Genomic DNA, 12,843 nt, shown 5'->3' with positions numbered 1-12,843 from the left:
ATGTTACAAAAGTCCTACAACTGCATGCCTTTCAGTCTTCCTCTGGCATCTAATTTACACACTCTCAGGCTTTAATATCAAGAACGATAATCTGCATTAATTTTCACATAATCATAAGTAAGATCACAGCCCCATGCAGTTGCTTTCGCGTCACCCATCTTCACATCTGCAATAGCCGTCACCTCGTCCTCAGACAGGATTCTGGTTGCTTCTGCTTCATCATATCCTGTTGAAACACCGTTCTCAATAATCTTTAATTTTCCCGCACGGCTCTCAAAATAAAGGTCAACTTTTTCCGGATCAAACTGCACTCCTGAATATCCCATAGCACACAAAATCCTTCCCCAGTTTGCATCGTGGCCATAAATTGCAGCCTTTGTAAGAGAAGAAGTTACTACGGATTTGCTAAGCGTAACTGCATCTTCTTTTGTCTTAGCGCCCACAATTTTCACTTCAAAAAGTGCAGTCGCGCCCTCTCCGTCACCTGCAATTTTCTTTGACAAACAGGTATTAATATAATTCAAAGCCTCCATAAATTTATCAAAATCAGCACCCTCTTCTGTGATCTCAAAATTGCCTGCCATGCCATTTGCAAGGAGAAGAACAGTGTCATTTGTGGAAGTATCACCATCTACAGAAACCATATTAAAAGTATCTTTAATATTAGCACTTAGTGCTTTTTGAAGCATTTCTTTGGAAATTGCAGCATCTGTTGTGACAAATCCAAGCATGGTACACATATTAGGATGGATCATTCCGGATCCCTTGCACATACCGCCAACTGTTACTGTTTTTCCACCAATTTCGATCTGTACAGCAACCTCTTTTTTTACGGTATCTGTAGTCATAATAGCCTTGGCTGCCTCTGTTCCGGCCTCTAAAGAACCGTCAAGCTTCGGAGCCATAGCCTTTACACCATTTACAATTCTGTCAATCGGAATCTGCATTCCAATCACGCCTGTAGATGCAACCAGCACGCTATCTGCCGGGATTCCAAGTATCTCAGACGCTGCATCAGCAGTCGCCTTACAATAGCCATATCCTTCTGCTCCGGTACATGCATTTGCAATACCGCTGTTGCAGATCACAGCCTGTGCAGATGGGTGATTATAGATCACATTCTGATCCCATTTTACCGGAGCTGCCTTCACCACATTTGTTGTAAAAGTACCAGCCGCAACACATGGAACTTCACTGTAAACCATGGCCATATCTGTACGGCCTTTGTATTTAATTTCTGCTGCTGCCGCTGCTGCTTTAAACCCCTTTGCTGCGGTAACACCACCTGTAATTATTTCCATATTGATACTCCTCCTTTGCCCGATCAGGCAAATTATATGTTTATTTTTTGATGTAACTCAGTCCTGAAACCATGCCCGGAGCCTGTCTCCAATTTCACTTTTACGGATACATCGGAACCTGTAATAATCCTTCCGCTTCATCAAACCCAAACATCAGATTCATATTCTGAACTGCCTGTCCGGCAGCACCTTTTACCAGGTTGTCAATAGCTCCCATCATGATGATTCTGTGGGTTCTCGGATCGATCTTGAAGTTCACATCCACGTAATTACTGCCCTCTACCCACTTTGTCTGCGGACACACATCCTTATCCAGAACCCTCACAAATGTCTCATTCTCATAACATGCATCATAAGCAGCTTTTACTTCTTCGTAGGTCACATCCTTTGTCAGGGAAGCGTATGCTGTAACCAGAATGCCTCTGTTCATTGGAACAAGATGCGGGGTAAAATTAATGGTCACTTCCTGTCCGCAGGCATATCCTAACTGGTCTTCGATCTCTGGTGTATGTCTGTGTGTAGCAACACCGTAAGCCTTGATATTTTCATTTACTTCACAATAAAGATTATCAACCTTAGCCCCTCTTCCAGCACCCGTTGTTCCGGATTTAGCATCAATAATAATCGTGTTCGGATCAATCATTCCGGCCTTTAACAATGGGTAAATAGAAAGTGTAGAACAAGTTGGATAGCATCCCGGATTCGCGATCAGACGGGCTTTTTTGATGTCCTCGCGGTTAATCTCACATAATCCGTACACAGCTTCATCAATAAACTGAGGGGATTTGTGCTCAATTCCGTACCATTTTTCATATTTCTTCACATCTTTAATACGGAAGTCTGCACTTAAATCAATTACTTTCGCTCTGGAAAGGATTCCCTCATTTACAAGAGAAGCACACAGCCCCTGCGGTGTTGCAGTGAAAATCACATCAACCTCATCTGCCAGAGCTTCCATGTTATCGTCCATACATTTTGCATCTACCAGCTTAAAAAAGTTCTGATAAATTCCTGCATATTTTTTATCAATGTAGCTTCTTGATCCATACCATGCTACTTCCACATTTTTATGTCCCAGAAGGAGACGTACAATTTCATTTCCCGCATAACCGGTTGCTCCAATAATTCCAGCTTTTATCATTTTAGTGTCCTCCATTATTATGGTGTCAAAAGCATGCTTTTTCAAACAGGCTCTAGAACTCATACTTGTTACTCTGTTCACTGGCAACAATGTCCGTTTTGTGAACGGAGTGAACAGTAACATGTGCTTTATAAACAATGATGAATGAATTATACATCTTCTTTGCATATTATGCAATAGTCATTTTTTCCTTATTTTCCATTCAATCTATCTTTTTTTGTGCATTTCAACGCGTATTTACCTATTATATGATGCATTTTTATGCAAAGTTTTTATAAATTTTTTTCAAATTTACTATTGCATATTTATGAGTATTGTTGTATATTATTCTTTGTGAATAACGTACAGAACGTAAGAGCCGTTATCGCGATGAATATTTATTCAAAATTTAATATGCTTTATAACCCTATCTGTTTCAGAGGGATAAAAGAAAAGAGGTAAATATTATGAAAGAAAAAGTTGTACTTGCATATTCAGGCGGACTTGATACCACAGCATTGATTCCGTGGCTGAAAGAAACATTTGATTATGATGTTGTCTGCTGCTGCGTTAACTGCGGACAGGGAAATGAGCTGGACGGACTTGAGGAAAGAGCAAAGCTTTCCGGAGCTTCCAAATTATATATTGAGGATATCGTAGATGACTTCTGCGACAACTATATTATGCCATGTGTTGAGGCAGGTGCTGTATACGAACACAAATATCTTCTTGGTACTTCCATGGCACGTCCTGCTATTGCCAAGAAACTGGTTGAGATCGCAAGAAAAGAGAACGCAGTTGCAATCTGTCACGGCGCAACTGGTAAAGGAAATGACCAGATCCGTTTCGAGCTTGGAATCAAAGCTCTTGCACCAGACATCAAAATCATTGCTCCATGGCGTATGACTGACGTTTGGACCATGCAGTCCCGTGAAGACGAGATCGCGTTCTGCCAGGCTCATGGTATCAACCTTCCATTCGATGCAAAACACAGCTACAGCCGTGACCGTAACCTGTGGCACATCAGCCATGAGGGACTTGAGCTTGAGGATCCGGCGCAGGCTCCAAACTATGATGATATGTTAGTACTCAGCGTAACACCTGAGAAAGCTCCGGATAAAGAGACCGAAATCACCATGACATTTGAGGCAGGTGTTCCAAAGACCTTAAATGGAAAGGCAATGAAAGTTTCCGAGATCATCACAGAGCTGAATAAGCTTGGCGGCGAGAACGGAATCGGCATTATCGATATCGTTGAGAACCGTGTTGTAGGTATGAAATCCCGTGGTGTTTACGAGACTCCTGGTGGAACAATCCTTATGGAAGCACATGAACAGCTTGAGGAACTGATCCTTGATCGTGAAACTCTGGAAACCAAGAAGAAACTTGGCAGCCAGCTGGCTCAGGTTGTTTACGAAGGAAAATGGTTCACACCACTTCGTGAGGCAATCCAGGCATTCGTAGAGTCCACACAGAAATATGTAACCGGTGAAGTAAAATTCAAACTTTATAAAGGCAACATCATCAAGGCCGGAACCACTTCTCCATACAGCCTTTACAATGAATCTCTTGCTTCCTTCACAACAGGTGATATGTACGATCACCATGATGCAGACGGATTCATCACTCTGTTTGGTCTGCCGCTGAAAGTTCGTGCAATGAAGCTTGCAGAAGTAGAAAGTCAGAAACAGACCAACGACTGATCTTCATAAAAAATAAAATAAACCAAAAACATCTCCGGAAGTTCTTAATCCTCCCGGAGATGTTTTTTTGCAACTTTTTCGTTTTATGTAAACCAATTATTTTCCAGCGCTTATTTTATTTATCAACCAGCGCTCATTAAAAATTTTCTCAACTGATTTTTACCTTCTTCTGCTCCAGTCTCTCAGCCACCCATTCCTTAAACAATGTATAAATTACAGAAACCAGTGGAATAAAAATCAGCATTCCCACAATTCCCATAAGATTTCCGCCCAGAGTTACTGCAACCAGTACCCAGATCGCCGGCAGTCCCACAGAGTTTCCAACTACGTGAGGATAGATCAGATTTCCCTCAATCTGCTGCAGGATCAAGAACAATACAAGAAATGCCAAAGCTTTCAGAGGACTTACCATCAAAATCAGGAAAAATCCCACCCAGCATCCAATAATTCCGCCAAACACAGGAATCAGCGCCGTAAAACTGATCAGCACTCCGATCAGCATTGCATATGGAAATCTTCCAATCGTCATGGAAACAAAGAACATGCTTCCCAGGATCACTGCCTCTATGCACTGCCCGGTAATAAAGCTTGAAAACACCTTACTTGCCAGTGTACAAACATGTCCCAGATATTCCACTGTTTTCACAGGTAAGATCGCATAAGCCGCTTTCAGGACCTGCCTGCCCAGCTTCTCTTTCTGAAGGAGCACATAACAGGAAAACACAAAACCAATTGCAAAATTCATAGCCATACTCACCAGTCCCATAGTCACGGTAATAGTGGATGACACCAGATTGTCCGCCCCACTTCTCAAAACACTCACAATAGAATCAATAATTTTCTGCGGATCAATTTCTATGGTAGATGCCCATTTCACAATTTCAGAATCACTCTGGAAGGTATCTGTCAGCCATTTCTGAGCCAACGGAATATCTTCTTCCACTTTTTTCACAACATTTACCAGAGTTCTTCCAAGCTCCGGTGCCACAATCAGTACTACAACGAGAATCGCCAGCACCACCAGAACAATGGAAAAGATCAGGCTCACCGGTCTTGCAAATTTTGCTGCTGCACGTCCCCTCCTGTCTTCTTTTTCCTTTGCTTTTCCAAAAACATGACGCTCAATAAATGCCATAGGTACATTCAGCACAAACGCCATAGCTCCACCCAGCACAAATGGCAGAAGAAGTCCCCACACAATTTTCACATACTTCAGCACCACATCCAGATTCTGCACTCCCAGATACAGAAGCACTGAAAAAGCGATCAGCCACCTTATCTTTTTCATATTTTCCTTATTTAGTTCCACTATTTTCAACCTCTTCCTTTCTTTCTCAGTACACTTTTGTTCTGCATATCTTACCACAAAATCCACTTTTTGACCAGTTATCCCTTTCTTTTTCCCACCTCTTTTAATTCAATGTGTTACTGTTCCCGCCTTGACCAGTAACACTTTTCGCGATGCAAAAGAATCATGCTTTGCATGATTTCGCGCCGCAATTCTCTGGTTTTCTGTGAACTTTATTGACACTTTTCCACGTTAACGCTATAATATTGATTAAATATCGTTTGCTCTAGAGCGTGTTTGAAAAAGGCTTTCTGCAAGATGTGCGTCACAACTTGCGGGAGATTTTTTTATAATTATATTGTGGGGTTTTTCCCCGGCGAAAAGGAGGTATCTTCACTAAATGAAACAGATATCAGGCAATAAGCTGCTGGTAAAAGCACTGAAAGAAGAAGGTGTTGAGTACATTTTCGGTTATCCCGGAGCATGCACCATTGATATCAGCGATGAATTATACAAACAGGATGATGTCACCGTAATCCTTCCACGTCACGAACAGGCACTGGTTCACGCAGCCGATGCGTACGCACGTACTACTGGAAAGGTTGGAGTATGTCTTGTAACAAGCGGACCTGGTGCTACCAATCTTGTTACAGGCCTTGCTACAGCCAATTATGACAGCGTTCCTCTTGTGTGCTTCACAGGTCAGGTAGCACGTCATCTGATTGGAAACGATGCATTCCAGGAAGTTGATATTGTAGGAATTACCCGCAGTATTACCAAGTATGGAGTCACCGTACGCAACCGTGAAGATCTTGGACGTATCATTAAGGAAGCCTTCTATATTGCACGTACCGGACGCCCGGGGCCGGTTCTCATTGACCTGCCCAAGGATGTAATGGCTGAACTGGGCAGTGCAGAATATCCAAAGAGCGTAAATATCCGCGGCTACAAGCCAAACACCAGTGTCCACATCGGACAGCTGAAACGTGCGATCAAAACACTTTCCAAGGCAAAGAAGCCTCTCTTTCTGGCAGGCGGCGGAATCAATATTTCCCATGCCAATAAGATATTCCAGGAAGTAGTGGAAAAGACCGGTGTTCCGGTTGTAACTACTATTATGGGACGAGGTGCAATTCCTACAAACCATCCGCTTTTTATCGGAAACCTTGGCATGCACGGTGCCTATGCAGCCAATATGGCTGTAAGCAACTGTGACGTACTTTTTTCCATTGGAACACGTTTTAATGACCGAATCACAGGAAAGCTTCATGAATTTGCCCCTAACGCCCAGATTATCCATATTGACATTGACACGGCATCTATTTCCAGAAACATCCAGGTAGATATTCCAATCGTTGCAGATGCAAAAGATGCCCTTGCAAAAATGTCCGAATACGTTTCCGACTATGCCAGCAAAAAATGGAACAGTGAGATAAACAGCTGGAAGCAGGAACATCCTCTTGTAATGCGTCCAAATGACAGATTAAGTCCGGTTGACATCATTAACCAGATCAACTGCCAGTTTGAAGAAGCCATCATTGTCACGGATGTCGGACAACACCAGATGCTGGTTTCCCAGTATGCCGAAATCACACCAGGCAAACAGCTTGTTATGTCCGGGGGACTTGGTACCATGGGATACGGTTTTCCCGGTGGTGTAGGCGCAAAGATCGGTAATCCTGACAAACCGGTTATTGTTATTTCCGGCGACGGTGGAATGCAGATGAATATTCAGGAATTTGCCACAGCTGTTCTGGAAGAGCTTCCACTGATCCTTTGTGTATTTAATAACGAATATCTTGGTATGGTTCGTCAGTGGCAGAAGCTTTTCTATGGCAAACGCTACAGCATGACCAATCTTCGCTCCGGTGCCCTTTCCCGCCGTACAAATGGCGAGGAATACCCGAAATATACACCAGATTTTGTAAAGCTGGCAGAAAGCTACGGTGCCAAAGGGATCCGGGTTTTCAATAAAAATGAGGTTGCCGCAGCCTTTGAAGAAGCAAAGAAAAATACCAAAGTTCCGACCCTGATCGAGTTCATCATTGATCCTGAAGAAATGGTTTATCCGATGGTAAAGCCTGGCGGAACACTGGAAGATTTAATTATGGATTGTTAATTAACAGGAGGTTTATCCAATGGCAGATAAAGGCATGAAAAAAAGATGGATTTCCCTCTACGTAGAAAACCAGGTAGGTGTTCTGTCCAAGATTTCCGGACTTTTCTCCGGCAAAAGCTATAACCTGGACAGCCTTACCGTCGGTACTACAGAGGATCCTACCGTTTCCCGAATGACCATCGGAACTGTAAGCGACGATGAAACGTTCGAACAGATCAAGAAACAGCTGAACCGAATGGTAGAAGTCATCAAAGTTATTGATTTCACCAATATGTTCGTCCGAATGAAAGAGATTCTTTACATCAAGGTTTTTAACTGCTCTTCTGAGGACAAAGTTGAATTATTCCAGATTGCTGAGACTTTCAAGGCCAGAGTCATTGATTACGGTAAAGACAGCCTGCTTCTGGAATTCGTACAGACAGCGACCAAAAATGATGCAGTTGTCAAACTGATCAAAGAAGAATTCGGCCGCATTGAAGTAGTTCGAGGTGGAAGTGTAGGAATTGAATCTATCAGCATGATGGAAAGATAATTTAAACGATAATGCCCCTCCTGTTAAAGGAGGGCATTTTTGTAAATTTTACGAGGGGATAATCCATTATGAAAAAACAACAAATACCATTAAAAAACTCACTGATTCTCCTTTTGACAGCAACTATCTGGGGAATCGCCTTTGTAGCTCAAAGTGAGGGCGGTGAAGCTGTCGGCCCTCTCACATTCAATGCCACAAGAAACATTATCGGTTCTCTGGTGCTGATCCCGGTTATTTTACTGCTCAATAAAATAAATCCACAGAGCAATTCAGCTGATTTCGCAGAATCCGACAGACAGTCAATGGCATCCAGCGGTTCAACTCCATTTTCCCGCAACAAAACCTTAATTGCCGGCGGTATAATCTGCGGTATCTGCCTGTGTCTTGCTTCCAACTTCCAACAGTTTGGCATCCAGTACACCTCCGTTGGAAAAGCAGGTTTTCTCACTGCATGCTACATTATCATCGTCCCGATCCTTGGACTTTTTATGAAAAAGAAATGCAGTCCTTTTATCTGGGTTGCGGTTGTAATGGCACTGATTGGTCTCTATCTGCTTTGCATCACAGACGGCTTTTCCATTGGAAAGGGAGACTTTCTGGTCCTGATCTGTGCTTTCCTGTTTTCCCTGCACATTCTGGTCATTGATTACTTTTCACCAAAGACAGATGGAGTAAAAATGTCTTGCATCCAGTTTCTGGTCTGCGGAATCCTCACTGCTATCCCAGCCATAATTCTGGAGCATCCCAATCTTTCTTCATTCAGTGGTGCCTGGGGCGCTACTCTCTATGCCGGCGTTATGTCCTGCGGTGTCGCCTACACCCTCCAGATCGTGGGCCAGAAAAATATGAACCCAACCGTAGCCTCCCTGATTCTCAGTCTGGAATCCTGCATCTCTGTCCTCGCCGGCTGGATTATCTTAGGACAGAAATTAAGCACCCGGGAAATCATCGGTTGTGTGGTAATGTTCGGGGCTATCGTTCTTGCCCAGCTGCCGCAGAAAGAAACTGCCAGTGAAAAATAACACGCTCTAAATCTTCCAAAACCCAAAGTAAGAGGTAACGCTTGAACCTTCCAAACGTTACCTCTTACTTATTTACCCCATATCACCCATTATACAGCTGATAATATTTACCTTTCTGCGCAATTAACTCATCATGAGAGCCTCTCTCAATAACACGTCCCTGCTCCAGAACCATAATACAGTCACTGTTTCTGACTGTGGATAACCTATGTGCAATTGCAAATGTAGTTCTGCCTTCCATCAGCTTATCCATACCATCCTGTACAAGCTTCTCTGTACGGGTATCAATAGAGCTGGTAGCCTCATCCAGGATCAGAACCGGCGGATCTGCTACTGCCGCCCTGGCGATTGCAAGCAGCTGTCTCTGTCCCTGGCTTAAATTAGCACCATTATTGCGAAGCATAGTATGATAACCATCCGGCAGTCTTCGGATAAAGCCATCCGCATTCGCCAGCCTGGCAGCTGCAATAACTTCCTCATCTGTGGCATCCAGTTTTCCATAACGGATATTCTCCATAACGGTAGCAGTAAACAGATTAGTATCCTGAAGAACGATACCCATGGAACGTCTCAGATCACCCTTTTTGATCTTATTTATATTGATGCCATCATAACGGATCTTACCATCCTGAATATCATAGAAACGATTCAGAAGATTGGTAATTGTCGTCTTACCGGCACCCGTGGAGCCGACAAATGCAATTTTCTGTCCTGGCTTCGCATACATCTTCACATCGTGAAGCACGATCTTGTCATCACGATATCCGAAGTCAACGCCATCCAGAACAATATCACCTTTCAATTCGATATAATCTGTTTTGCCAGTGGCTTTGTGAAAATGCTTCCATGCCCAGCGTCCTGTACGTTTCTTGGACTCAACCAGCTTACCATTCTCTTCTTTCACATTTACCAGGGTCACATATCCGTCATCTACCTCCGGCTTCTCGTCCAGAAGGTCGAAGATACGCTTCGCTCCGGCAAGTGCCATAACAATACTGTTAAACTGCTGGCTTACCTGGTTGATCGGCTGGCTGAAGCTCTTGTTAAAAGTAAGAAAACTTGCCAGGCCGCCAAGAGTAAATCCACCCACACCATTTACTGCCAGCACGCCGCCAACAATGGCACACAGCACATAGCTGATATTCCCAATCTGTGCACAGGTAGGCATCAGCACGTTTGCAAATTTATTGGCATTATTCGCGCTCTCAAACAGCTGGTCATTCAGCTCATTAAACTTCTCAAGGCTTTCTTCCTCATGGCAGAATACCTTTACAACCTTCTGGCCTTCCATCATTTCCTCGATGTAACCATTTACAATACCAAGATTCTTCTGCTGCTCCATGAAATACTTGCCGCTGAGTCCTGCAAGATTCTTACTTGCCACCAGCATCACTCCAACCATGACCAGAGTCACGATGGTAAGAGGCACATTCAAAATAATCATACTTATCAATACACTGACAATGGTGATCACACTGGAGATCAGCTGTGGAATACTCTGGCTGATCATCTGGCGCAGTGTATCAATATCATTGGTGTAGATAGACATGATATCGCCATGTGCATGTGTATCAAAATATTTAACAGGAAGTGTTTCCATGCGCTCAAACATCTCATTTCGAAGATTGCGTAGGGTGCCCTGACTGACATAGATCATCAGACGGTTGTACGTATATGTGCACGCCACCCCAATTGCATAAAAACAGGCTACACGAAGAATTGCCATTGCAAGAGGATGGAAATCCGGAGTCTCAGATTGAAGCATAGGCATGATATACTGGTCAATCAAAGTCTTCATAAACATGGTTCCCTGCACATTGGCAAGAACACTTACCACAATGCCGATCACAACTACAATAATATGGATCCTGTAGTTCTTAAAAATATACCCCATCAGTCTTCCAAGCATCTTGCCCGGATTCTCTACCATAGGGCCTGAACGGAAGGCTGCCCCGCTGCGGCCTGGCTTCTTTATCGGTCTTTCATTGCTCATGCCTGCTCACCTCCTCTATTCTCATCAAAATCTCCACCACCCTTTATCTGTGAATTATAAACCTCCTGATAAATGGCATTGGTTTTCATCAGTTCCTCATGAGTTCCAAATCCGCTGATTTTTCCCTCATCCATGACAATGATCCTGTCCGCACTCTGAATACTGGAAATACGCTGTGCAATGATCAGCTTGGTAGTATCCGGAATTTCTTCTGCAAAAGCTCTTCTGATACGTGCATCTGTGGCAGTATCTACCGCACTTGTGGAATCATCCAGAATCAGTACTTTGGGTTTCTTAAGAAGAGCTCTGGCGATACACAGACGCTGTTTCTGACCGCCGGAAACATTGGTTCCGCCCTGCTCAATATAAGTATTGTATTTGTCCGGCATTTTCTCAATGAAGTCATCCGCACAGGAAAGCTGACACGCTCTGCGGCACTCTTTCTCCGAAGCCTCTTTATTTCCCCAGCGCAGATTCTCCAGAATGGTACCGGAAAACAGCACATTCTTCTGAAGTACAACTGCTACCTGGTTACGCAGACTATCCATATGGTAGTCACGCACATCCACGCCGCCAACTTTCACTGATCCGGAGCTCACATCATAAAGACGGCTGATCAGGTTTACCAGACTGGACTTGGCACTTCCGGTTCCACCGATAATACCAATAGTTTCTCCTGCGCGGATAGAAAGATTGATATCCTTCAGCACCGGCTCCTTACTGTCCTTCTTATAGCTGAAATCCACATGATCAAATTCAATACTTCCGTCTGCAACTTCCATAACCGGATCCTGCGGATCATGAAGATCTGCTGTTTCATTGATAACCTCAGTTACACGCTCTGCACTTGCTGCGCTCATGGTGACCATAACAAATACCATGGAAAGCATCATAAGGCTCATAAGAATATTCATACAATATGTAAGAAGACTCATCAATTCACCTGTAGTCAGACTGCCGCCAACGATCATATTCGCACCCAGCCAGCTGATTCCAAGAATACATGCATATACTGTAAACTGCATAACCGGCATATTCATAACTACCAGTTTCTCAGCTCTTACAAACATTTCGTAAACTTTATTGCAGGCTTTCTGAAACTTAGTGGTCTCATATTCTTCACGTACATAAGCCTTCACAACGCGGACTGCGCTGATATTCTCCTGTACGCTGGCATTTAAATCGTCATATTTCTCAAATACTTCCCGGAAATACTTAGTCGCCTTTTTCATAATAAATACGAGAAAACATCCAAGAAAAATAACGGCAATAAGGTAAATGCTGGCAACCCTTGCATTGATCATAAACGCCATCGCCATGGCACAGATCAGACTGGCCGGGGCACGGGTACACATACGCAGGATCATCTGGTATGCATTCTGCAGGTTGGTCACGTCTGTAGTCAGACGTGTGATCAGACTTGCAGTACTGAACTTGTCAATGTTTGAAAATGAAAATGTCTGAATGTTAGTATACATTGCTTTACGAAGATTACGGGCAAAACCGGAGGATGCGTATGCTCCGTATTTTCCCCCAAGAATACCGGTAACAAGTCCTGCAACAGCAAGAAGCGCCATAATGGCACCTTTTCTGTAAAGATAACTGATATTACCGGCTTCCACACCGTTGTCGATCATATCTGCCATTACAAGAGGAATCATTGTCTCCACCACAACCTCCAGTATCATAAATACCGGTGTGAGGAAGGAGGCCTTCTTAAACTCCTTTACCTGGGCAAGTAATGTCTTTATCATCAGGTTCTCCC

Annotated in this window: 9 protein-coding genes; 4 read left to right on the top strand and 5 right to left on the bottom strand. The window is 43.5% G+C overall.

The window, feature by feature from the left end; all coding sequences use genetic code 11:
* Positions 1 to 77: 77 nt before the first annotated feature.
* Both argJ and argC read right to left on the bottom strand, forming a co-directional pair.
* Complete coding sequence (gene argJ, locus I2D69_RS05235) at positions 78 to 1,301, bottom strand: bifunctional glutamate N-acetyltransferase/amino-acid acetyltransferase ArgJ (RefSeq protein ID WP_173769617.1); 1,224 nt, start codon at positions 1,299 to 1,301, stop codon at positions 78 to 80.
* A 100-nt stretch (positions 1,302 to 1,401) separates the two neighbouring features.
* Positions 1,402 to 2,442, bottom strand: a complete 1,041-nt coding sequence (argC, locus tag I2D69_RS05230; RefSeq protein WP_148461744.1) for an N-acetyl-gamma-glutamyl-phosphate reductase — start codon at positions 2,440 to 2,442, stop codon at positions 1,402 to 1,404.
* Positions 2,443 to 2,888: 446 nt separating this feature from the next.
* Between argC and I2D69_RS05225 the strand changes: the two genes are divergently transcribed.
* Positions 2,889 to 4,124 (top strand): argininosuccinate synthase, encoded by a 1,236-nt coding sequence (locus I2D69_RS05225; RefSeq protein WP_118579752.1) that lies wholly within the window; start codon positions 2,889 to 2,891, stop codon positions 4,122 to 4,124.
* Between the two features lie 148 nt (positions 4,125 to 4,272).
* Here I2D69_RS05225 and I2D69_RS05220 read toward each other — a convergent pair whose 3' ends face one another.
* Positions 4,273 to 5,412, bottom strand: a complete 1,140-nt coding sequence (locus I2D69_RS05220) for an AI-2E family transporter (RefSeq protein ID WP_180006276.1) — start codon at positions 5,410 to 5,412, stop codon at positions 4,273 to 4,275.
* 400 nt (positions 5,413 to 5,812) lie between these two features.
* Here I2D69_RS05220 and ilvB point away from each other — a divergent pair, with 400 nt between their 5' ends.
* The 3 genes from ilvB (at position 5,813) to I2D69_RS05205 (ending at position 9,085) form a co-directional block, all read left to right on the top strand.
* Positions 5,813 to 7,531, top strand: a complete 1,719-nt coding sequence (gene ilvB, locus I2D69_RS05215) for a biosynthetic-type acetolactate synthase large subunit (protein WP_195379518.1) — start codon at positions 5,813 to 5,815, stop codon at positions 7,529 to 7,531.
* Between the two features lie 34 nt (positions 7,532 to 7,565).
* Complete coding sequence (gene ilvN / locus I2D69_RS05210; RefSeq protein ID WP_334285059.1) at positions 7,566 to 8,063, top strand: acetolactate synthase small subunit; 498 nt, start codon at positions 7,566 to 7,568, stop codon at positions 8,061 to 8,063.
* 68 nt (positions 8,064 to 8,131) lie between these two features.
* Positions 8,132 to 9,085, top strand: a complete 954-nt coding sequence (locus tag I2D69_RS05205) for a DMT family transporter (protein ID WP_207741800.1) — start codon at positions 8,132 to 8,134, stop codon at positions 9,083 to 9,085.
* An 82-nt stretch (positions 9,086 to 9,167) separates the two neighbouring features.
* On the opposite strand, the gene I2D69_RS05200 is transcribed toward I2D69_RS05205, so the two are convergent.
* Positions 9,168 to 11,078 (bottom strand): ABC transporter ATP-binding protein, encoded by a 1,911-nt coding sequence (locus I2D69_RS05200; RefSeq protein ID WP_118579764.1) that lies wholly within the window; start codon positions 11,076 to 11,078, stop codon positions 9,168 to 9,170.
* Positions 11,075 to 12,832 (bottom strand): ABC transporter ATP-binding protein, encoded by a 1,758-nt coding sequence (locus I2D69_RS05195; RefSeq protein WP_118579767.1) that lies wholly within the window; start codon positions 12,830 to 12,832, stop codon positions 11,075 to 11,077. Before I2D69_RS05195 ends, I2D69_RS05200 begins: the two co-directional genes overlap by 4 nt.
* Positions 12,833 to 12,843: the final 11 nt, after the last annotated feature.

The sequence above is a fragment of the Ruminococcus sp. D54t1_190329_F1 genome, assembly GCF_015551645.1.
GTDB classification, from domain to species: domain Bacteria; phylum Bacillota; class Clostridia; order Lachnospirales; family Lachnospiraceae; genus Blautia_A; species Blautia_A faecis.
This window is presented reverse-complemented; position numbering and strand designations above follow the sequence as displayed.

Bases quoted from the DNA above. Each gene is read 5' to 3' on its own strand.
- I2D69_RS05200 (WP_118579764.1), bottom strand. From the start codon at position 11,078: ATGAGCAATGAAAGACCGATAAAGAAGCCAGGCCGCAGCGGGGCAGCC.
- argJ (WP_173769617.1), bottom strand. From the start codon at position 1,301: ATGGAAATAATTACAGGTGGTGTTACCGCAGCAAAGGGGTTTAAAGCA.
- I2D69_RS05195 (WP_118579767.1), bottom strand. From the start codon at position 12,832: ATGATAAAGACATTACTTGCCCAGGTAAAGGAGTTTAAGAAGGCCTCC.
- I2D69_RS05205 (WP_207741800.1), top strand. From the start codon at position 8,132: ATGAAAAAACAACAAATACCATTAAAAAACTCACTGATTCTCCTTTTG.
- ilvN (WP_334285059.1), top strand. From the start codon at position 7,566: ATGAAAAAAAGATGGATTTCCCTCTACGTAGAAAACCAGGTAGGTGTT.
- I2D69_RS05220 (WP_180006276.1), bottom strand. From the start codon at position 5,412: ATGAAAAAGATAAGGTGGCTGATCGCTTTTTCAGTGCTTCTGTATCTG.
- argC (WP_148461744.1), bottom strand. From the start codon at position 2,442: ATGATAAAAGCTGGAATTATTGGAGCAACCGGTTATGCGGGAAATGAA.
- ilvB (WP_195379518.1), top strand. From the start codon at position 5,813: ATGAAACAGATATCAGGCAATAAGCTGCTGGTAAAAGCACTGAAAGAA.
- I2D69_RS05225 (WP_118579752.1), top strand. From the start codon at position 2,889: ATGAAAGAAAAAGTTGTACTTGCATATTCAGGCGGACTTGATACCACA.